The organism is Pseudooceanicola aquaeponti, from assembly GCF_050897975.1.
GTDB lineage: Bacteria > Pseudomonadota > Alphaproteobacteria > Rhodobacterales > Rhodobacteraceae > Pseudooceanicola.
Map to the genome: position 1 here is coordinate 58,102 of NZ_JBPAXY010000001.1, position 18,930 is coordinate 77,031.

Annotated in this window: 19 protein-coding genes and 1 tRNA gene; 11 read left to right on the forward strand and 9 right to left on the reverse strand. The window is 68.1% G+C overall.

All coding sequences use genetic code 11. From position 1 onward, the window contains the following. The first annotated feature begins 22 nt into the window (after window positions 1–22). The 5 genes from acs to aat all read left to right on the forward strand — a co-directional run bounded on the left by acs (window position 23) and on the right by aat (window position 5,634). Window positions 23–1,975 (forward strand): acetate--CoA ligase, encoded by a 1,953-nt coding sequence (acs, locus tag ACRARE_RS00330; RefSeq protein WP_432654417.1) that lies wholly within the window; start codon window positions 23–25, stop codon window positions 1,973–1,975. 181 nt (window positions 1,976–2,156) lie between these two features. Beyond that, window positions 2,157–2,786, forward strand: coding sequence for a PRC-barrel domain-containing protein (locus tag ACRARE_RS00335; RefSeq protein WP_432654418.1), 630 nt, complete (start codon window positions 2,157–2,159; stop codon window positions 2,784–2,786). 196 nt (window positions 2,787–2,982) lie between these two features. After that, on the forward strand, window positions 2,983–3,483 hold the full coding sequence (accB, locus tag ACRARE_RS00340) for an acetyl-CoA carboxylase biotin carboxyl carrier protein (RefSeq protein WP_432654419.1): 501 nt from the start codon (window positions 2,983–2,985) through the stop codon (window positions 3,481–3,483). Window positions 3,484–3,491: 8 nt separating this feature from the next. Continuing rightward, a complete protein-coding gene (gene accC / locus ACRARE_RS00345; protein ID WP_432654420.1) occupies window positions 3,492–4,841 on the forward strand; it encodes an acetyl-CoA carboxylase biotin carboxylase subunit in 1,350 nt (449 codons plus the stop codon). Window positions 4,842–4,965: 124 nt separating this feature from the next. After that, the gene (gene aat, locus ACRARE_RS00350; RefSeq protein WP_432654421.1) at window positions 4,966–5,634 is read left to right on the forward strand and encodes a leucyl/phenylalanyl-tRNA--protein transferase; all 669 of its coding nucleotides are present in this window, start codon (window positions 4,966–4,968) and stop codon (window positions 5,632–5,634) included. 21 nt (window positions 5,635–5,655) lie between these two features. On the opposite strand, the gene ACRARE_RS00355 is transcribed toward aat, so the two are convergent. From ACRARE_RS00355 to ACRARE_RS00380, 6 genes are all read right to left on the reverse strand, one after another. Continuing rightward, entirely contained in the window at window positions 5,656–6,117 is a 462-nt protein-coding gene (locus tag ACRARE_RS00355) for a DUF2155 domain-containing protein (RefSeq protein WP_432654422.1), read from the reverse strand. Continuing rightward, a complete protein-coding gene (mlaD, locus tag ACRARE_RS00360) occupies window positions 6,114–6,566 on the reverse strand; it encodes an outer membrane lipid asymmetry maintenance protein MlaD (protein WP_432654423.1) in 453 nt (150 codons plus the stop codon). The genes ACRARE_RS00355 and mlaD overlap by 4 nt, the downstream gene beginning before the upstream one ends. Window positions 6,567–6,718: 152 nt before the next feature. Beyond that, the gene (locus tag ACRARE_RS00365; protein WP_432654424.1) at window positions 6,719–7,102 is read right to left on the reverse strand and encodes an NADH:ubiquinone oxidoreductase subunit NDUFA12; all 384 of its coding nucleotides are present in this window, start codon (window positions 7,100–7,102) and stop codon (window positions 6,719–6,721) included. 116 nt (window positions 7,103–7,218) lie between these two features. Next, window positions 7,219–7,581: a RidA family protein gene (locus ACRARE_RS00370; RefSeq protein ID WP_432654425.1), complete on the reverse strand. Its 363-nt coding sequence runs from the start codon at window positions 7,579–7,581 to the stop codon at window positions 7,219–7,221. A gap of 146 nt (window positions 7,582–7,727) precedes the next feature. Continuing rightward, on the reverse strand, window positions 7,728–8,993 hold the full coding sequence (gene clpX, locus ACRARE_RS00375) for an ATP-dependent Clp protease ATP-binding subunit ClpX (protein WP_432654426.1): 1,266 nt from the start codon (window positions 8,991–8,993) through the stop codon (window positions 7,728–7,730). 167 nt (window positions 8,994–9,160) lie between these two features. Next, window positions 9,161–9,793: an ATP-dependent Clp protease proteolytic subunit gene (locus ACRARE_RS00380; protein WP_432654427.1), complete on the reverse strand. Its 633-nt coding sequence runs from the start codon at window positions 9,791–9,793 to the stop codon at window positions 9,161–9,163. Between the two features lie 215 nt (window positions 9,794–10,008). Here ACRARE_RS00380 and ACRARE_RS00385 point away from each other — a divergent pair, with 215 nt between their 5' ends. Next, entirely contained in the window at window positions 10,009–10,707 is a 699-nt protein-coding gene (locus ACRARE_RS00385) for a DUF1045 domain-containing protein (RefSeq protein WP_432655040.1), read from the forward strand. Between the two features lie 63 nt (window positions 10,708–10,770). On the opposite strand, the gene ACRARE_RS00390 is transcribed toward ACRARE_RS00385, so the two are convergent. Together ACRARE_RS00390 and ACRARE_RS00395 are read right to left on the reverse strand one after the other, a co-directional pair. Further along, entirely contained in the window at window positions 10,771–11,661 is an 891-nt protein-coding gene (locus ACRARE_RS00390) for an acyl-CoA thioesterase (RefSeq protein ID WP_432654428.1), read from the reverse strand. A gap of 117 nt (window positions 11,662–11,778) precedes the next feature. Continuing rightward, window positions 11,779–12,972 carry an MFS transporter gene (locus ACRARE_RS00395; protein ID WP_432654429.1) on the reverse strand — a complete coding sequence of 398 codons (1,194 nt, stop codon included), beginning with the start codon at window positions 12,970–12,972 and terminating at the stop codon, window positions 11,779–11,781. 309 nt (window positions 12,973–13,281) lie between these two features. Between ACRARE_RS00395 and ACRARE_RS00400 the strand changes: the two genes are divergently transcribed. The 5 genes from ACRARE_RS00400 (at window position 13,282) to ACRARE_RS00420 (ending at window position 18,583) form a co-directional block, all read left to right on the forward strand. Continuing rightward, complete coding sequence (locus tag ACRARE_RS00400) at window positions 13,282–14,109, forward strand: metallophosphoesterase (protein ID WP_432654430.1); 828 nt, start codon at window positions 13,282–13,284, stop codon at window positions 14,107–14,109. A 126-nt stretch (window positions 14,110–14,235) separates the two neighbouring features. After that, window positions 14,236–15,324 carry an ABC transporter ATP-binding protein gene (locus ACRARE_RS00405; protein ID WP_432654431.1) on the forward strand — a complete coding sequence of 363 codons (1,089 nt, stop codon included), beginning with the start codon at window positions 14,236–14,238 and terminating at the stop codon, window positions 15,322–15,324. Between the two features lie 44 nt (window positions 15,325–15,368). After that, a complete protein-coding gene (locus ACRARE_RS00410) occupies window positions 15,369–16,301 on the forward strand; it encodes an extracellular solute-binding protein (protein ID WP_432654432.1) in 933 nt (310 codons plus the stop codon). Then, window positions 16,301–18,010: an ABC transporter permease gene (locus tag ACRARE_RS00415; RefSeq protein WP_432654433.1), complete on the forward strand. Its 1,710-nt coding sequence runs from the start codon at window positions 16,301–16,303 to the stop codon at window positions 18,008–18,010. Before ACRARE_RS00410 ends, ACRARE_RS00415 begins: the two co-directional genes overlap by 1 nt. A gap of 30 nt (window positions 18,011–18,040) precedes the next feature. After that, window positions 18,041–18,583 carry an AAA family ATPase gene (locus ACRARE_RS00420; RefSeq protein ID WP_432654434.1) on the forward strand — a complete coding sequence of 181 codons (543 nt, stop codon included), beginning with the start codon at window positions 18,041–18,043 and terminating at the stop codon, window positions 18,581–18,583. Between the two features lie 89 nt (window positions 18,584–18,672). Here ACRARE_RS00420 and ACRARE_RS00425 read toward each other — a convergent pair. Then, a tRNA-Leu gene (locus tag ACRARE_RS00425) sits at window positions 18,673–18,759 on the reverse strand. Window positions 18,760–18,930 lie beyond the last annotated feature (171 nt).

The window sequence follows — 18,930 nt, forward strand, 5'->3', positions numbered from 1 at the left end:
ATCACGCGATGAGGAGCACGTGATGACCAACACGACCTACCCGCCCGCCGCAGATTTCGTGGCCAACGCCCATGTGGACGCGGAAAAATACGCCGCGATGTACAAGGCCTCTGTCGAAGACCCCGATACCTTCTGGGGCCGCGAGGCGCGCGAGCGTCTGGACTGGATCGAACCCTTTACCACGGTCAAGGACACCGATTTCACCCTGGGCCAGGTGAAGATCAACTGGTTCGCCGACGGGGTGATCAACGTCGCCCACAACTGTATCGACCGCCACCTGCCCGCGCGCGCCAATCAGACCGCGATCATCTTCGAACCCGACAATCCCGAGGATCCGGCCCAGCACATCACCTATCGCGACCTGCACGAGAGGGTCTGCCGCATGGCCAACGTGCTGCTGGCCCAGGGGGTGATGCGTGGCGACCGGGTGGTGATCTACCTGCCGATGATCCCCGAGGCCGCCGTGACCATGCTGGCCTGCGCGCGCATCGGCGCCATTCACTCGGTGGTCTTCGCGGGCTTCTCGCCCGATGCCCTGGCCAACCGGATCAACGATTGCCAGGCCAAGGTCGTGGTCACCGCCGACACCGCCCCGCGCGGCGGGCGCCGGACCCCGCTGAAATCCAATGCCGACGCCGCCCTGCTGCACTGTTCCGACAAGGTGCGCTGCCTGGTGGTGAAACACACCGGCGACCAGACCACCTGGATCCAGGACCGTGACGTCGACGTGAAGGCGATGATGGCGCAGGTCGCCCCCGACTGCCCCGTCCGTCCCATGGGCGCCGAGGATCCGCTGTTCATCCTCTACACCTCCGGCTCGACCGGGCGGCCCAAGGGAGTGGTGCACAGCTCTGGCGGCTATCTGCTTTATGCCGCGATGACCCAGCAGCTGACCTTCGACTACCACGACGGCGACGTCTACTGGTGCTCGGCCGATGTGGGCTGGGTGACGGGGCACACCTATATCGTCTACGGCCCGCTGGCCAACGGCGGCACGACCTTGATGTTCGAAGGCGTTCCCACCTGGCCCGACGCCAGCCGCTTCTGGAAGGTCTGCGAAAAGCACAAGGTGAACCAGTTCTACACCGCGCCGACCGCGATCCGCGCCCTGATGGGCCAGGGCGACAGCTATGTCGATGGCATCGACCTTTCGGACCTCAAGGTGCTGGGCACCGTGGGCGAGCCGATCAACCCCGAGGCCTGGAACTGGTACAACGACAAGATCGGCAAGGGGAAGCTCCCCATCGTCGACACCTGGTGGCAGACCGAGACCGGCGGCCACATGATCACCCCCCTGCCCGGCGCCACGCCCACCAAGCCCGGCTCGGCCACCACGCCCTTCTTCGGCGTGCAGCCCGTGGTGCTGGACCCGACCGCGGGAACCGTGATCGAGGACACCAAATGCGAGGGCGTCCTGGCCATCGCCGACAGCTGGCCCGGCCAGATGCGCACCGTCTGGGGCGATCATGAGCGGTTCGAGAAGACCTATTTCTCGGACTACAAGGGCTACTACTTCGCCGGCGACGGCTGCCGCCGCGACGAAGACGGCTATTACTGGATCACCGGCCGCGTCGATGACGTGATCAACGTCTCGGGCCACCGCATGGGCACGGCAGAGGTGGAATCGGCCCTGGTCGCCCATGCCAAGGTCGCCGAAGCCGCCGTGGTGGGCTATCCGCACGAGCTGAAAGGTCAGGGCATCTATGCCTATGTGACCCTGATGAACGACCAGGAGCCTTCGGACGCGCTGCGCAAGGAACTGGAACAGTGGGTGCGGACCGAGATCGGCCCGATTGCCAAGCCCGACCTGATCCAGTGGGCCCCGGGCCTGCCGAAGACCCGTTCGGGGAAGATCATGCGCCGGATCCTGCGCAAGATCGCCGAAAACGACTATGGCGCGCTTGGCGATACCTCGACCCTGGCCGACCCTTCGGTGGTGGACGAGCTGATCGAGAACCGCATGAACCGCGGCTGATCCGCCCCGAATGCTTTGAAAACAAGGCCCTGCGGCATCTGTCGCGGGGCCTTTCGCGTTTCAAACCGGCCCCTTCAATGCGCGAACCGGGCAAAAAGTTCCTGAAACTTTTCCAGGAACTGAGGGCGGGGGGTGCCGGTTGTGTCGGCAGGAAATGAAACGACGGAAGAGGAGATCCGATATGACTTCCATCAAGACCCTGATGACCGGCGCCGCAGCCCTTGCCATCGCAGCCGCGACCCCCGCCTTCGCCCAGATGGACAGCGAGACCGACAGCTCTGTCGTGATCACCGACCAGAATGCCGAAGTGCAGGCCGAAAGCGATACGATGATCGACCTGGACAACGACGGCAAACCCATGGGCGACGAGATCGCAGATACCGCCGAGGCAACCGGCGAGTACATCAGCGAGACCGCCAATGAAGCGGGCGAAGCAATCAGCGACACCGCCAGCGATGTCGCCCAGAACGTCGAAGAGGCCGTCGATGGCGCCACCCCCGAAACCCTGACCGTGGGCGCCCTGATCGGCTACGAAGTGGCCGGTGAGAACGGCGAAATCATCGGCGAGGTCGACAACGTCGTGCTGGTGAACGGCGAGGAAATGGCCGTGGTCGGTATCGGTGGCTTCCTGGGCCTGGGCGAACATGACGTGGCCCTGCCGCTGAGCGACCTGCACAGCTCGGCCGCCGAGGAAGGCCTGCTGGAGGCCGAGGGCTACACCAAGGCCCAGCTGGAAGCCATGGCCGAGTTCGACCCGGAAAGCGCCGAAGAGGTGACCGAGGACTCCCCGGTGATGCTGGGCGCATCGTAACCCCGCGCCTTGCAACTCTGGCCTGATGCCAGGCGAAGCCGCCCCCCTCGGGGCGGCTTCGTGCCGTTTGCAGGGGGGATCTTGCCGAACGGGGGCGTGCGTTTCGACGCCTTTTCACTCCCTGCGGCTTTCTCTATAGAGGTTGCAATCATAGGGCTTCCGGCGATGGAAGCGGATAGATCCGACCGAGGGTGCAATGACCGAAAAGAAGCATGACGCAGACGTGGCCTTCATTCAGGCACTGGCAGAACTGCTGCGCGAGAACGACCTGACCGAGCTGGAAGTGAAGCGCGAATATGGCAAGGACGACCAGCTGAACGTCCGGGTAAGCCGCAAGGGCGAAGCCCCCGCGCCCGTGACCTATGCCGCCCCGGCCGCCGCGCCTGCGGCCGCCCCGGCCCTGGCAGCGCCTGCCGCCGCCGCCCCCGCGGCCCCGGCCCTGGACGAAGATCCCGCCGCCCATCCCGGCGCCGTGACCTCGCCCATGGTGGGCACCGTCTACATGCAGCCCGAACCGGGCGCGCCCTCTTTCGTCAAGGTGGGTGACCAGGTCTCCGAAGGCGACACGCTGCTGATCGTCGAGGCGATGAAGACCATGAACCACATCCCCGCCCCGAAATCCGGCACCGTGAAGCGCATCCTGGTCGAGGACAAGGCCGCCGTGGAATACGGTGCCCCGCTGATGATCATCGAGTGAGGCGCGAGATGTTCGACAAGATCCTGATCGCCAACCGCGGCGAGATCGCCCTGCGCGTGATCCGCGCCGCGCGCGAGATGGGCATCAAGTCCGTCGCCGTCCACTCCACCGCCGATGCCGATGCCATGCATGTGCGCATGGCCGATGAAAGCGTCTGCATCGGCCCGCCCTCTTCGGCGGAAAGCTATCTGTCGATCCCCGCGATCATCGCCGCCTGCGAAGTGACCGGCGCCCAGGCGATCCACCCGGGCTACGGCTTCCTGTCGGAAAACGCCGCCTTCGTGCAGATCGTCGAGGATCACGGCATCACCTTCATCGGCCCCCGCGCCGAGCATATCCGGGTGATGGGCGACAAGATCACCGCCAAGGACACCATGAAGAAGCTGGGCGTGCCCTGCGTACCCGGCTCTGACGGCGGCGTGCCGACGCTGGAGGCCGCCCAGAAGCTGGGCGCCGAGATGGGCTATCCGGTGATCATCAAGGCCACCGCCGGCGGCGGCGGTCGCGGCATGAAGGTGGCCCATGACGCCAAGGAGATGGAACACGCCTTCATGACGGCGCGCTCCGAGGCCAAGGCCGCCTTCGGCAACGACGAAGTCTATATCGAGAAGTACCTGACCACCCCGCGCCACATCGAGATCCAGGTCTTCGGCGACGGCAAGGGCAATGCGGTGCATCTGGGCGAGCGGGACTGCTCGCTGCAGCGGCGCCACCAGAAGGTGCTGGAAGAGGCCCCCGGCCCCTGCATCACCCCCGAGGAACGAGCCCGCATCGGCAAGATCTGCGCCGACGCCGTGGCCGAGATCCAGTATGCGGGCGCGGGCACGATCGAGTTCCTCTACGAGAACGGCGAGTTCTACTTCATCGAGATGAACACCCGCCTTCAGGTGGAACACCCGGTGACCGAGGCGATCTTCGGCGTCGATCTGGTGCGCGAACAGATCCGTGTGGCCGAGGGGCTGCCGCTGTCCTTCACCCAGGACGAGCTGGAGATCAACGGCCACGCCATCGAGGTGCGGATCAACGCCGAAACCGTGCCGGCCTTCGCGCCGCGCCCGGGCACCATCACCGCCTACCATGCCCCCGGGGGACTGGGGGTGCGGATGGATAGCGCGCTGTATGACGGCTACAAGATCCCGCCCTATTACGACAGCCTGATCGGCAAGCTGATCGTGCATGGCCGCGACCGCCGCGAGGCACTGGCGCGTCTTGACCGTGCCCTGGGCGAGCTGATCGTGGACGGGGTGGAAAACACCGTGCCGCTGTTCACCATGCTGCTTGGCGAGGAAGAGATCCTGACCGGCGATTACAACATCCACTGGCTGGAACAATGGCTGGAGCAGACGTTCCAGAGTTGATCGCCGCCTTTTGTACACCGGCGCAGAGCGGGGCCCGGTCCCCGCTCTGCCCTCCCCCTCCGGGGCCGTGCCCCCGGCGCGCCCCTGCCGCCGCCGCCCGCCCCTGCCGCAAAGGGTCTTTGCGATGAAAGATGACGGCGACGACGGCATCACCCCCGAACTGCTGCTACAGGCCTATGCCTCGGGGATCTTCCCCATGGCCGAGGGCCGCGATGACCCGGAACTGTTCTGGGTCGATCCGCGCAGGCGGGGCCTGTTTCCGCTGGACGGTTTCCACATCTCGCGCTCGCTGCGCCGAGCGCTGCGCCGCCCCGATCATCAGGTCAGCTTCGACCGGGACTTCCTGGGCGTGCTGGAGGGCTGTGCAGATCGCCCCGAGACCTGGATCAATGCCGAGATCACCCGCCTTTACGACGCGCTGTTTGACCGGGGCTTTGCCCATTCGGTCGAGGTCTGGGATACTCAGGGCGCGCTGATCGGTGGCGTCTACGGGGTGACCCTGGGCGGGGCCTTCTTCGGCGAAAGCATGTTCTCGCGCCGCACCGATGCCTCGAAGATCGCCCTCGCCTGGCTGGTGGACCGGCTGAACCTGGCGGGGTTTGCCCTCTTCGACACCCAGTTCCTGACCCATCACCTGGCCTCGCTGGGCGCCATCGAGGTGCCGCGCGCGGTCTATCACGCGCAGCTGTCCGAAGCGCTGCTGCAAGAGGCTGATTTCAGCGCCGTGGCGGCCCAGGATGTCGAGGGCCTGCTGGCCCGCCATGACGCCCGAGGCAGGCGTCAGCGGGGCTGACAGGGGGCGGGCTGCGTGGCGTCAGTCGACCGGCTGATCCGGGTCCAGTTCCGGTGCGGGAGCGGCCTCGGGCACGGCGGCCTCGGGGGTGGTATCGACGCCCGCGGGCAGGATGCAGCGCAGCACCCAGATGTCATAGCGGAAATGGTCGAGCGCGTTCAGCGCGGGCGACGAGGCGATCATCCAGCCGTCGAAGATCGGCGCCGCATCGGCCTCGGCCCGGGTGTCGCGGATGGTGAGAAAGGCGAAGGCATCGCCCGCCGGGTTGTTCTGCGGATAGCGGCAGTCGCGCAGCGTCACCGACAGAGAGCCGACCTGCCCGGTCTCGCCGGTGGCCAGCTCCAGATCCTCAGTGACCGCATTGATCTTGTCGAGACCGCGCAGCATGGCGCCGGTGCCCGGGGCCACGGCCTCTTGTGCGCGCAGCGGCGCGGCGGCCAGGGTCAGGGCCAGCGGCAGCAGAAACAGGGTGCGACGCATCATTCCTCGGAATCTCCGGCCACGAATTGCAGCAGCAGCGAGATCAGGCTGACAGAGCTCTGGGTGTCCAGGATCTCGTCCCCCGCCGCATAGTTGAAGGGCGACCCGCCCGGCAGGATCTCGACGTAGTTGCCGCCCAGAAGTCCTTCGGAGGAAATCGCCACCTGGCTGTCATCGGGGATCTCGACCCCGTCGCGCAAGGTGAAGTCGACAGTGGCGCGGAAAGTGGCGGGGTCCAGCTCAAGCGCGGTGACGGTGCCCACACGGACGCCCGCCAGGCGCACGTCGGTGCCGACGCTGACCCCTTCGGCGGACCGGAACGAGGCGCTGAGGGGATAGGCGCTGCTGCCCGCGCCGCCCAGATCGACCACGCGCGAGCCATAGGCCAGGAAGGCGGCCGCGATCAGCAGCACCACGGCCCCGGTGAGGATCTCTAGTCTGTTCTGCGACATGGCTGCGGGCCTTCCCGTTCTGGTGGCGCCCGGCCGGCCTCGACAGGCCGCCCCTGGCCCAAGCGTCGGGGCTGCGTCTGCCGCTGCCGCCGACCTGAGACGGGCCCGATCGCCGGGCCCCGTCTGTCACGCGCCGCGCGGGCGCGCGTGGATCATTCGGGCTGCCAGGCCTCGTAGTCCTGACGGGCCGCCGGTTGCGGGCGACGGATCGAGCCTGCGGGCGCATAGGCCAGCATGGTCCCGGTCAGGTTCTCGTGGTGCGGCTTTTCCCAGGGCTTGTGCGCCAGCGGCTTGGAGGCAGGCATCTCATCGAAGGTGTGATGCAGCCAGCCGTGCCAGTCGGGGGAAATGCGGCTGGCCTCGGCCTCGCCGTTGTAGATCACCCAGCGGCGTTTGCCGTCGGCGGTCTGGTAGAAGACATTGCCCTGATCGTCTTCGCCGACCTTCTTGCCCTTGCGGCTGGTATAAAGCCCCGTGTTCAGGGTCGAGCCGTTCCACCAGGTCACGGCGCGCAGAAGCGTGTTCAGAATGCCCATCAAAGCCTCCGGTCAATGTTGCTACCGATATGGCGCATTCCGCGCGCAAGGTCCAGTGCGTCCCGCAGGCGCAATGGCCGCGGGGCGCCTAGAATTGTTTGCTTTTGCGTGTGAAATCAGCTGGGCAACAGCGCGGTGACTTCGATCTCGATGCGGTACTTCGCGTCGATCAGGTTGCATTCGATCATCGTCGCCGCCGGGGGATTCGCGCCGAAGACCTCGGTCAGCACCGGCCAGCAGGCCTCGAATTCCGACGCGTCAGGCAGGTAGTAGTGCACCCGCATCACATCGGCAAAGCTGGCGCCGGCCTCGGCCAGGGCGCCGCCGATCACCTCCAGTGCCGCGCGGCACTGTTCGACCACGGTGTCGCCCGCGCCCACGGTGCCCGACACATGGACAAAGCCGCCGCCGACGGTGGCACGGCAATAGCCGATCTTGGCCTCGAACGGGCCGCCGGAGAAAATACGCTTGATGGTCATTGCCACCTCCAGGTTGAAACCGGCGCGACCATGGGGCCGGACGCGGGGGCGCGCAAGCCCCCAGATGCGCCGCGCCCTGCCCCGCCCAGCGAAAAGGCCGGCCCCCTGGGGGACCGGCCTTGCGTTACCTCGAAAGGGGCGGCGGATCAGCCCGCGGTCGCCTCTTCCTTCTTGCTTTCGGCGTAGATCATCAGCGGCGCCGCATCGGCGGTCACCACCTCTTCGTTGACCACCACTTCGGTCACGTCATCCATGCCCGGCAGTTCGAACATCGTATCCAGCAGGATATCTTCGAGGATCGAACGCAGGCCCCGGGCGCCGGTCTTGCGCTCGATCGCCTTCTTGGCGATGGCGGTCAGGGCGTCCTCGGTGAAGGTCAGCTGCGCATCTTCCAGCTCGAACAGGCGCTGGTACTGCTTGACCAGGGCGTTCTTCGGCTCGGTCAGGATGGTGACCAGCGCATCGGCATCCAGGTCTTCCAGCGTCGCCAGAACCGGCAGACGGCCGACGAATTCCGGGATCAGGCCGAACTTCAGCAGATCCTCGGGTTCCAGATCCTGGAAGATCTCGCCCACGCCCCGTTCGTCATTGTCGCGCACATCGGCGCCAAAGCCCATGGCAGAGCCCTTGCCGCGCGCCGCGATGATCTTGTCGAGGCCCGCGAAGGCGCCGCCGCAGATGAACAGGATGTTCGTGGTGTCGACTTGCAGGAATTCCTGCTGCGGATGCTTGCGCCCGCCCTGCGGCGGCACCGAGGCAACGGTGCCTTCCATCAGCTTCAGCAGGGCCTGCTGCACGCCCTCGCCCGAGACGTCGCGGGTGATCGAGGGGTTTTCCGACTTGCGGGTGATCTTGTCGACCTCGTCGATATAGACGATGCCGCGCTGCGCCTTCTCGACGTTGTATTCGCTGGCCTGAAGCAGCTTCAGGATGATGTTTTCCACGTCCTCGCCCACGTAACCGGCTTCGGTCAGCGTGGTGGCATCGGCCATGGTGAAGGGCACATCCAGGATCCGCGCCAGCGTCTGCGCCAGCAGGGTCTTGCCGCAGCCCGTGGGGCCGATCAGCAGGATGTTGGACTTCGCCAGCTCGATATCGCCGCTTTTGGCCGAGTGGTTCAGACGTTTGTAGTGGTTGTGCACGGCCACCGACAGCACGCGTTTGGCCGTCATCTGGCCGATCACGTAATCATCCAGAACCGCGCAGATTTCCTTGGGGGTGGGCACGCCTTCGGAGGATTTCAGCCCGGTGGACTTGGTTTCCTCGCGAATGATGTCCATGCAGAGTTCAACGCATTCGTCGCAGATGAACACGGTCGGCCCCGCGATCAGCTTGCGCACCTCGTGCTGGCTCTTGCCGCAGAAGCTGCAATAGAGCGTATTCTTGCTGTCTCCGCCTGAATTCGTGGCCATGCTTCTTACCTTTCGCCCCTCCGGGCCCTGTTGCGTTCACCGGATCTGCGGCGCCAGCCGGTTCTGCCCGTCCTGATTGTGTCAGACTAGGCCGTCCCCTGCGGAGCGACAACACGGAATTTGAACGCGCGCCCCGTCCCGCCTGGCGGGCCGGGGCCGTGGCCGATTTACTCGGCAGTCTCGTCCTTGCCGGCGCGGCTTTCGACGATCTCGTCGATCAGGCCCCAGTCCTTGGCCTCCTGCGCGCTCATGAAGTTGTCCCGCTCCAGCGCGTCGACAACGGTTTCGTAGTCCTGGCCGGTATGTTTCACATAGATCCGGTTCAGACGTTCCTTCAGCTTCTCGGTGTGGCGGGCGTGGATCAGGATATCCGTCGCCTGGCCCTGGTAGCCGCCCGAGGGCTGGTGCACCATCACCTCGGAATTGGGCAGCGCAAAGCGCATCCCGGCCTCGCCACCGGCCAGCAGCAGCGAGCCCATCGAGGCCGCCTGGCCCACCACCAGGGTGGAGACCTTCGGCTTGATGTATTGCATCGTGTCGTAGATCGACAGGCCCGAGGTGACGACACCGCCGGGGCTGTTGATATACATCGAGATTTCCTTCGACGGGTTCTCGGCCTCGAGGTGCAGCAGCTGCGCCACGATCAGCGAGGACATGCCGTCATGCACCGGGCCGGAGAGGAAGATGATCCGCTCTTTCAGCAGGCGCGAGAAGATGTCGTAGGCCCGTTCCCCACGGCTGGTCTGTTCGACCACCATCGGCACGAGATTGTTCATGTAAAACTCAACCGGATCTGTCATCTGTGCCCTGCCCTGTACTCACTTCTGCGGTCGTTTCGATCCCTATCGACCGAACCCTAACAGAGTCTTAGTGATGGTCCGGATCGGCTGCAAGGGCGGGGGGTGAAAATGCGCGCTCAGCCTTAACGGCAGCGGCCCGGCTGCGCGCCGGTGACGCAGGTCATTTCCCCGTTACCGATCCTGCGCTATCACGGCCCGAAACAGGAGGGGACATGATGCCCGATTTCGCGCGCTATGCCATCTATTACGCCCCCGAACCGGGGCCCCTGGCCGATTTCGGCGCCGCCTGGCTGGGCTGGGATCTGGCCCGCGGCGCGCCTGCCGCCCATCCCGAGCTGCCCGGCCTGCCCCGCCCGGTGGCCGAGCTGACGGCGACGCCGCGCAAATACGGCTTTCACGGCACGGTGAAGCCGCCCTTCCGCCTGGCGCCGGATCACGACGCGGACGGTTTGGTGAAGGCCGCCCGCCACCTGGCCACCCGGCTGGAGCCGGTGACCCTGGACGGGCTGGCCCTGACCCGGCTGGGCAGCTTCCTGGCGCTGACGCCGCGCGGCGACAAGGGTCAGATCGCGGCGCTGACGGCGCTGGCCTCGGAAAGCGTGCAGGGGCTGGACGCCTTCCGCGCGCCCGCCCCGCAAAGCGAGCTGGACCGGCGCCGCAAGGCGGGCCTCACGCCCCGGCAAGAGGCGCTGTTGCAGCAATGGGGCTATCCTTACGTGATGGAAGAGTTCCGCTTTCACCTGACCCTGACGGGCCGTCTGTCGGGGGTCGACGCGGGCCGGGTCGAGGCGGCCCTTGCCCCGGCGCTGGCGCCGGTGCTGCCCGCCCCCTTCCAGATCCAAAGCCTGTGCCTGTGCGGCGAGGATGACGCGGGCCGTTTCCACCTGATCGAACGCCTGCCCCTTCAGGGCTGAGGCCGGGCGCGGCCCGGGATCCGGCCAGCGCCGCGCCGGGGCAAGGCGCGCTCGGGCCGAGGCTCAGTCGGGGAACCGCATCATCCCTTCCTGCGCGACCGAAGCCACCAGGCGGCGGTCGCGGGTGTAGATCTGGCCCAGGGCCAGCCCGCGCGAACTGCCGGTCCAGGGGCTTTGGATGCAGTAGAGCAGCCAGTCATCCATGCGGAAATCCCCATGGATCCACAGCGCGTGATCCAGCGAGGCGACCTTGGCGCCCTCGTCCAGCCAGGCGCGGCCATGGGCGGTCAGGGCGGCCTGGATCAGGCCCAGATCAGAGGTATAGGCCAGCGCCGCGCGGTGCACGATGGGATCGTCGCAAAGCCCATGACGGGTACGGATCCAGCGGTAGGTCACGCCCCGGCGCGGGGTGCGGTCGAAAGGCGGCGTGGGGCTGGCCGGCCGCACCTCGATCGGGCGGTTCAGGCGCAGGAATTCCAGCACCTCGGGTTCAACCGAACCGGGATAGCGTTCCGCCAGCTGCAATTCGTTCTCCAGATCCTCGGGCGCGGGAATGTCCTCGGGGAAGGCGTCCTCATGGGCCAGCCCCTCGCTGGCGCCCTGGAACGAGGCGGTCAGGTTCAGGATCGGCTTGCCGTTCTGCACCGCCACCACGCGACGGTTGGAAAAGCTGCGCCCGTCCATGTCGCGGGCAACGCGGTAGAGGACCGGCTCATCCGCCTTGCCGGGGCGCAGGAAATAGGCGTGCAGGGAATGGTTGGCGCGCGCCGGGTCCACCGTGCGGGTGGCCGCCATCAGCGCCTGGGCGATGACCTGGCCGCCAAAGCTGCGCCCGCGCCCGTCGGGGGTGGCGATGCCGCGATAGTAATCCTCTTCGATCCGTTCGACGTCCAGGATCGGGGTCAGGATGTCGGCTTCGGTCCGGTCGGGCTGGGGGGGCATCTGGGTCGTCATTCGGCGCGCTATCCGCTTTGCTGGTCTGGCTGTTGCCCCCAGACCTCTGTCAATGCGCGCCGGAATGCAAGCCCGGGCGGCCCGCCGGATGCCCCGACAGGGCGCCCGGGCGCCGCCTTATCCCGCCGCCAGGCCACCGCGCCGGCGCGGCGCCGCGTCCCAGGCGGTGATGCCCAGCACCAGCAGGCCCGCGCCCGACAGGCTGGCGCCCACCAGGCCGACCGAGGGCCAGCCATAGCCTGCCGCCAGGGCCATCCCGCCCAGCACCGGACCAATGGCATTGGCCAGGTTGAAGGCAGAGTGGTTCAGCGCCGCCGACAGGGTCGGCGCCTCGGAGGCCAGGGTCATCAACCGCGCCTGCAAGACAGAGCTGAGCCCGCCGGAACAGCCCAGGATCAGCAGCACCGGGGCGATCAGCCAGACATTCCCGGCCACCGCCCAGAAGACGATCATCATCGCGCTCGCCAGCGCCAGCGCGGCGGCGGCGGCGCCCAGTTGCGACTTGTCCGCCGCCCAGCCAAAGATGAACTGGCCGCAGGTCATGCCGATGCCGAAGATCATCAGCAGCACCGGCACCACGGTTTCCGGCTCGCCCGCATATTCGATGACGATCGAGGCGAGGTAGGTATAGATGCAGAACATGCCGCCCGTGCCGATGGCGCCAACGCCCAGGGTCAGCCAGACCTGACGGCTTTTCAGGGTGGCCAGCTCACGCAGGGGGCTGGCATCGGCCATGGCCTCGATCCGCGGCGCCAGCATCCGCACGAAGATCGCACAGCCCGCCGCCAGCGGCACCACGAAGGCGAAGGTCCAGCGCCAGCCCAGTTGCGCGCCAAAGATATTGGCCAGGGGCACACCCACCACATTGGCCACGGTCAACCCGGTCAGCACCGAGGCCACGGCCCGCGCCCGCCGCTCTGGCGGCGCCAGCGAGGCGGCCATCAGGCCCGCGACCCCGAAAAAGGCGCCATGGGGCAGCCCGGCGACGAAGCGCGAGACGATGAAAAGGGTCCAGTCGGGCGCCAGGGCCGACAGCCCGTTGGCCACGGCATAAAGCCCCATCAGCAGCACCAGCAGCGAGCGCCGCGCCATGCGCGCCGCCCCCAGGGCGATCAGCGGAGCGCCGACACAGACGCCGATGGCATAGGCGGCGATGGAATGCCCCGCCGTTGCCTCGGACACGCCGAACTCGGCCGAGAAATAGGGCAGGATCGACATGGTGGCGAATTCGGCCACGCCGATGGCGAAACCGCCAAGGGCCAGGGCCAGGGTGACCAGCATGGGATGGGCGGCCGTCTCCTGTCGGATCATGGTCGGGTCTTTCGCAGCAGGGGCAGGCCCTGGCGCCTCCTTCGGGTCGCGCGATGGCGGACCAGAGGGTGGCGGCACGGCCCACGGAATTTTCTGAAAAGGCAGCCGGGGAGGGACTGCTAACGCTAACCTTCTGACCCGCCCCCTGCCCCGACGCAAGCCCCGAGCGCTCCGCGCGCGTAGGAAGAGGGCGCGCCGCCGCTCTGCACCGCTGCACAATTCGGCGCCCCCCTGACATTTGCCGCCCGTCCCCCTATGCCGGGGGCAGACCGCCCGCCACCGCGCGCGCCCCAGGAGATCCGACCGGCCATGTTCATTGCCCAGCTTTCCGACCTGCACCTGCGCGACGACGGCGCCGACCTGCGCCATGACCCGGCCGAGGCGCTGGCGCGGGCCTTCGACGGTATCGCCCGGATGCAGCCGCAGCCCGCGCTGATCCTGCTGACCGGCGACGTGATTGACCGCACCACCGCCTGGACCCCGCGCGCCTATGATCGCGCCGCCGCCCTGCTGGCCCGGGCCCCGGCGCCGCTGGTGGCGCTGTCGGGCAATCACGACCGGCCCGAGCCCTTCCGCGCCGCCCTGGGCGGGCGGGCCGATTTCGCGCCGGAGCACCTCAGCTTTGCCCTGCCCCTTGGGCCGCTGACGGTGATCGGGCTGGACAGCACCCGCCCCGATGGCGGCGCCGGGGTGGATGCGGCGCGGCTCGATTGGCTGGCGGCGCAGCTGGCCGCGCTGGAGGGGCCGGCCCTGCTGGCCCTACACCACCCACCCTTTGCCACCGGCATCCCGCGCGCCGATGCCGCCCCCTTCGCGCAGCGCGACGCCCTGCGCGATCTGGTCACCGGCAGCCGCGTCGCCCGGGTGATCGCGGGCCATGTGCACCGCCCGGTCTTCACCCAATGGGCCGGGGTGCCCGCCAGCACCGCCCCGGCGCTGACCCACGGCCTGTCGCTGTCGCTGACCCCGGGCGGCCCCCATGCCCATGTGGCCATGGCGCCGGGGCTGCATCTGCACCAGCTGACCGAGGCGGGCGCCTTTCTGACCCACCCGCTGGATCTGGCGGGCGATCACGACCCGCAGGGCATCGGCGCGCCGCTGACCCCCGAGGCGCGGGCGCAGATCGTTCACTTCTAAGGCATTTTTCGCCCCAGGCTTGCACCACCCCCGGGCGCCACAGCCGGGGGCAGCTTTCTGATAGCGCTGACACAAAAGCGTTACAGCCCGCTCTTATAGGCGCAGGGCTATGAAAAGTTATTTGCAATGACAAAGGCCGGACCAAGCGCCCTGACGGTGCAGGGGCTCGGCATGGCCTACGGGGCCAACCGCGTTCTGGACGGAATCGACCTGGACCTGCCCACGGGCCAGGTGCTGGCGCTGCTTGGCGCCTCTGGCTCGGGCAAGACCACCCTGCTGCGGCTGGTAGCCGGTCTGCTGATGCCCTGCGCGGGCCGGATCGAGATCGCGGGCCGCACCGTCGCCGATCCGGCCCGCGGCATCGCCGCCCCGCCCGAGAAACGCGGCCTGGGCATGGTGTTTCAGGACTACGCCCTGTGGCCGCATCTGTCGGTGGCGCAGAACGTGGGCTTCCCGCTGGAGATGCAGCGCGTCCCCGCAAGCGCGCGCCAGGCGCGCATCACCCGGGCGCTGGACCGTGTGGGCCTGACGCCCTTCGCAGACCGGCGCCCCTCGGATCTGTCGGGCGGCCAGCAGCAGCGGGTGGCCATCGCCCGCGCCATCGTCGGCGAACCGCCCCTGGTGCTGTTCGACGAACCGCTGTCGAACCTCGACCGCGAGCTGCGCGAGACCATGGTGGACGAGCTGGGCGCGCTGGTGGCCGAGCTGAACCTCTCGGCGGTCTATGTCACCCATGACCACGCCGAGGCCCTGGCCCTGGCCGATCAGATCGCGGTAATGCGCGACGGCGGAATCGAACAGCTGGCCAGCCCGGCCCGGCTGATCGACCGCCCCCGCACCGCCGCCGTGGCCGATTTCCTGCGCCTGGGCTGCCTCTTGCCCGCCGCGCGCGGCGCAGGTGGCGGCTGGGTCATCGCAGGCACCGCCACCGCCCTGCCCGCCCCCGAGGCCGGTCAGGCGCCCGAGGGCGCCCGCGCCCGCGTCCTGCTGCCCGAACGGGGCCTGTCCCTCGGCGCCCCCGAGGCGGGCCAGGCCAGCCTGCGTGCCCGGGTCCAGGGCGTGCAGGTGCGCGCCACGGGCTTTGCCCTGACCCTGACGGTCGAGGGCAGCACCGCGCCCATCCGCCTGGTCAGCCCCGCCCCCGCCCGCCGGGGCGAGCAGCTGTCGCTGCGCTTTGCCCCCGAGGCCCTTCGCTGGTTCCCGCCCGAGGGCTGAGCCCCCGCCACTCCCCCCAACCTCGCATTCTTTGGAGAAATGTCATGAAACGCACACTTCTGGCCGCCCTCGTGGCCGTCGCCGCAGGCACCACCGCCCAGGCCGATGTCACCGTCTATTCTGCGGGCCCCGGTGCCCTGGTCAAGAACCTGGCCGCGGGTTTCACCGCCGCCACCGGCACCCAGGTCAACGTCTTCCAGGCCACCACCGGCAAGGTCATGGCCCGTCTCGAGGCCGAAGCCGCCAACCCGGTGGCCGATGTGGTGATCTCGGCCTCCTGGGGCACCGCGACCCAGTTCGCCGAAGAGGGTCTGCTGCTGGACTACACCAGCCCGAACGCCGCCACCGTGCCCGACTACCTGAAGATGCCCGGCGCCGTCGCCCAGGGCGTGGCCGGTCTGGTCATCGCCTGGAACCCCACCTCGGGCACGCCCAAGCCCGCCGACTGGGCCGACCTGGCCAAGCCCGAGTACAAGGATCTGGTGACCCTGCCCGACCCCGCCGCCTCGGGCGGCACCTTCACCCTGGTCGAGGCCTTCGTGGCCAATGACATGACCGATGTGCTGCAAGGTCTGAAGGACAACGGCGCCATCGTCGCGGGCGCCAACAAGGCAGCGCTGAACCCGGTGCTGCAAGGGGCCAAGGGCGCCGTCTTCGCCGGGGTCGACTACATCACAATGGGCGCCGCCGCCAAGGGCGAGAGCATCGAGGCCATCTTCCCGACCTCGGGCACCGTGGTTGCCCCGCGCCCGATGATGATCCTCAGCTCGACCCAGAACGAGGTCGACGCCAAGGCCTTCTACGACTACGTCCTGTCCGAGGAAGGCCAGGCCATGGTTGCCGCCGTGCACTTGATGCCCTCGCGCACCGACATCGAGGCCGACCGCCCGCTGATCGGCGACCTGACCCTGATGTCGACCGAGGGCGCGCCCACCCGCGACGAGGTGCTGTCGACCTTCGCCGGCATCTTCAACTGATGGCGCGGGGCGGGCAGACAGCCAGCAGTGGCGCCGGGGGAAGCCGGCTTTTCACCTGGGTCGCCACCGTCTCGCTGACGGTGATCGTGGCGCTGCCCGCCCTTTTCGTCGTCCTGGTCGCGGTCTTTCCCGACCTCGGGCGCGGCTCTTTCGCCGCGCCCTTCGCCCATCTGATCGACACGCTGGCCGATCCCCAGCTGGCCCTGCTGGGGCGCAACACGCTGGTCCTGGGCCTGGGCACCGTGGCCTTTGCCGCCCTGCTGGCGGTGCCGCTGGCGGCGCTCAGGGCGCTGTTCCGGGTGCCCTTCGCGCTGGTCTGGGATCTGCTGTTGCTGATCCCCTTCATGATCCCGCCCTATATCGCGGCGCTGTCGTGGATCATGACCCTGCAACCGCGCGGCTACATGGAGCAGCTGACGGGGCTGAACCTGGCCGGGCTGCTGTTCTCGGTGCCAGGGATCATGATCCTGATGGCGCTGAACACCTTTCCGGTGGTCTATTTCATCCTGTCGCGCACCTTCGAGACGGTCGGCGCGCGCTTCTCGGACGTGGGCCGGGTCTTTGGCGCCGGGCCCTGGCGGGCCTTCTGGCGCATCACCTTGCCCCTGGCCACCCCGGGCATCGCCGCCGCCCTTCTGCTGGTCTTCGCCATGGCGATCGAGGAATACGGCACCCCCGCCGCCCTGGGCCGCCGCATCGGGTTCGAGGTGCTGGTGACCGGGATCGAGAACCGCGTCTCGGAATGGCCCATCGACCTGCCCGGCGCCGCCGCCCTGTCGCTGGTGCTGGTGCTGCTGGCCCTGGCCGCCTTCCTGGTGCAGCGCTGGCTGCTGTCGCGGCGCGATTTCCGCACCCTGGGCGGCAAGCCGCAGGCGATCGAGAAACGCCCCCTTGGCCCCTGGGCCCTGCCGGTGGTGGCGCTGTTCGCCTTCGTCACCGCCCTGGCCACGGTGATCCCCCTGCTGGCCATCCTGGCCTCGGCCCTGTCGCGCACCATCTCGGGCGGGCTGGCCCTAGGCAACCTTGGCCTCGACAATTTCGCCGAGCTGCTGGCGCAAAGCGGCGGCGGGCTGCGCGCGCTTGGCAATTCTCTGTCGCTGGGCCTGTCGACGGCGGTTCTGGCGGGGATCCTGGGGGCGATCACCGCCTACGCGGTGGTCAAGGGGCGCGGCCGGTTCCGCGCCGTGCTGGACGCGCTGTCGCTGACGCCCAATGCCATGCCGGGCGTGGTGGTCGCGGTCGGGATCATCCTGGTCTGGAACCAGCCCTGGCTGCCGATGACCCCCTACAACACGCCGCTGATCCTGCTCTTGGCCTATTGCTGCCTGCTGCTGCCGCAGCCGGTGCGCTATGCCAATGCGGCGCTGCAACAGCTGGGCGACAACCTGGAGGCCGCCGCCCGCGTCTCGGGCGCCAGCGCCACCACCGCCTTTATGCGCATCGTGCTGCCGATCATGACGCCCAGCCTGCTGACCTCGATGATCCTAGTCTTCGCCGTCGCCTCGCGCGAACTGGTGGCCTCGCTGCTGGTGGCGCCTGTGGGATTCGAAACCATCGCCGTCTATATCTGGCGCCAGTTCGACCAGGGCTCGGTCGGGCTTGGCATGGCCATGGCCTTTTGTGCCATCATAGTCACCACGCTGATTCCCCTGGCGCTGATCGGGTTGCTGAACTGGCGCTCGAAGTCGGGGCCGATCAGCCTGAGCTGAGCCCCGCCCACATTCCCCCGGAGGTGCCCCATGCCCCCTTCCCTGCCCGCGCGGCATGTCCTTCTGTCGGGCTGTTCCGGCGGTGGCAAATCCACCCTGCTGGCCGAACTGGCCCGGCGTGGCCTGTCGGTGGTGCCCGAACCCGGGCGCCGCATCGTGGCCGAAGAGACGTTGGGTGACGGCGCCGCGCTGCCCTGGGTGGACCTGGCCGCCTTCGCCCGGCGCGCCTGGGACGTGGCCCGCGCCGACCGGCAGGGCCTGCCCTCCGGGCCGGGCTGGGTGATCTTCGACCGGGGCCTGGTCGATGCGGCGCTGACCCTGCAAGAGGCCACGGGTCAGGACGCGGCCACCCTGCTGGCCGCCGAGCCGCCCTTTCACCGCCAGGTCTTCCTGACCCCGCCCTGGCCAGAGATCTTTCACACCGACGCCGAACGCCAGCACGGGTTCGACGCGGCCCTGGCGGAATATGACCGGCTGCACGCGGGCTATGCCCGGCTGGGGTATCAGGTGGTGATCCTGCCGAAGGTCTCGGTGACCGAGCGTGCCGATTTCGTCTTGCGCCACCTGGGCTAGGCCAAGGCGCCAAATCCGGGCCCCAGACAGCAAAAAGGCCCCGCATGGGGGCCTGGCAGGGATCGGAACCGATCCGTCCTTCGGATGATTGGTGCGGTCGAGAAGACTCGAACTTCCACGGGAGTTACCCCACAGCGACCTCAACGCTGCGCGTCTACCAATTCCGCCACGACCGCACGTGATCAGGTAGGTAGCGGGCGTATAGCGAGCGGCGGCGGCGATGTGAAGGGGAAAATCAGGGCGCCGCGCGGATTTTGCCCCGGGCTTGAAGATGCTCTCGGAGGTGCGCCGGACGGCGGGCCCTATCCCAGGCGCAGCGGCGGCCCTGCGGTGCCTTCGCCGCGCGG

Bases quoted from the DNA above. Each gene is read 5' to 3' on its own strand.
- acs (WP_432654417.1), top strand. From the start codon at position 23: ATGACCAACACGACCTACCCGCCCGCCGCAGATTTCGTGGCCAACGCC.
- ACRARE_RS00390 (WP_432654428.1), bottom strand. From the start codon at position 11,661: ATGACGACCCAGATGCCCCCCCAGCCCGACCGGACCGAAGCCGACATC.
- ACRARE_RS00380 (WP_432654427.1), bottom strand. From the start codon at position 9,793: ATGACAGATCCGGTTGAGTTTTACATGAACAATCTCGTGCCGATGGTG.
- ACRARE_RS00420 (WP_432654434.1), top strand. From the start codon at position 18,041: ATGCCCCCTTCCCTGCCCGCGCGGCATGTCCTTCTGTCGGGCTGTTCC.
- accB (WP_432654419.1), top strand. From the start codon at position 2,983: ATGACCGAAAAGAAGCATGACGCAGACGTGGCCTTCATTCAGGCACTG.
- clpX (WP_432654426.1), bottom strand. From the start codon at position 8,993: ATGGCCACGAATTCAGGCGGAGACAGCAAGAATACGCTCTATTGCAGC.
- ACRARE_RS00365 (WP_432654424.1), bottom strand. From the start codon at position 7,102: ATGGGCATTCTGAACACGCTTCTGCGCGCCGTGACCTGGTGGAACGGC.
- ACRARE_RS00370 (WP_432654425.1), bottom strand. From the start codon at position 7,581: ATGACCATCAAGCGTATTTTCTCCGGCGGCCCGTTCGAGGCCAAGATC.
- ACRARE_RS00415 (WP_432654433.1), top strand. From the start codon at position 16,301: ATGGCGCGGGGCGGGCAGACAGCCAGCAGTGGCGCCGGGGGAAGCCGG.
- accC (WP_432654420.1), top strand. From the start codon at position 3,492: ATGTTCGACAAGATCCTGATCGCCAACCGCGGCGAGATCGCCCTGCGC.
- mlaD (WP_432654423.1), bottom strand. From the start codon at position 6,566: ATGTCGCAGAACAGACTAGAGATCCTCACCGGGGCCGTGGTGCTGCTG.
- ACRARE_RS00335 (WP_432654418.1), top strand. From the start codon at position 2,157: ATGACTTCCATCAAGACCCTGATGACCGGCGCCGCAGCCCTTGCCATC.
- ACRARE_RS00405 (WP_432654431.1), top strand. From the start codon at position 14,236: ATGACAAAGGCCGGACCAAGCGCCCTGACGGTGCAGGGGCTCGGCATG.
- ACRARE_RS00400 (WP_432654430.1), top strand. From the start codon at position 13,282: ATGTTCATTGCCCAGCTTTCCGACCTGCACCTGCGCGACGACGGCGCC.
- ACRARE_RS00355 (WP_432654422.1), bottom strand. From the start codon at position 6,117: ATGATGCGTCGCACCCTGTTTCTGCTGCCGCTGGCCCTGACCCTGGCC.
- ACRARE_RS00385 (WP_432655040.1), top strand. From the start codon at position 10,009: ATGCCCGATTTCGCGCGCTATGCCATCTATTACGCCCCCGAACCGGGG.
- aat (WP_432654421.1), top strand. From the start codon at position 4,966: ATGAAAGATGACGGCGACGACGGCATCACCCCCGAACTGCTGCTACAG.
- ACRARE_RS00410 (WP_432654432.1), top strand. From the start codon at position 15,369: ATGAAACGCACACTTCTGGCCGCCCTCGTGGCCGTCGCCGCAGGCACC.
- ACRARE_RS00395 (WP_432654429.1), bottom strand. From the start codon at position 12,972: ATGATCCGACAGGAGACGGCCGCCCATCCCATGCTGGTCACCCTGGCC.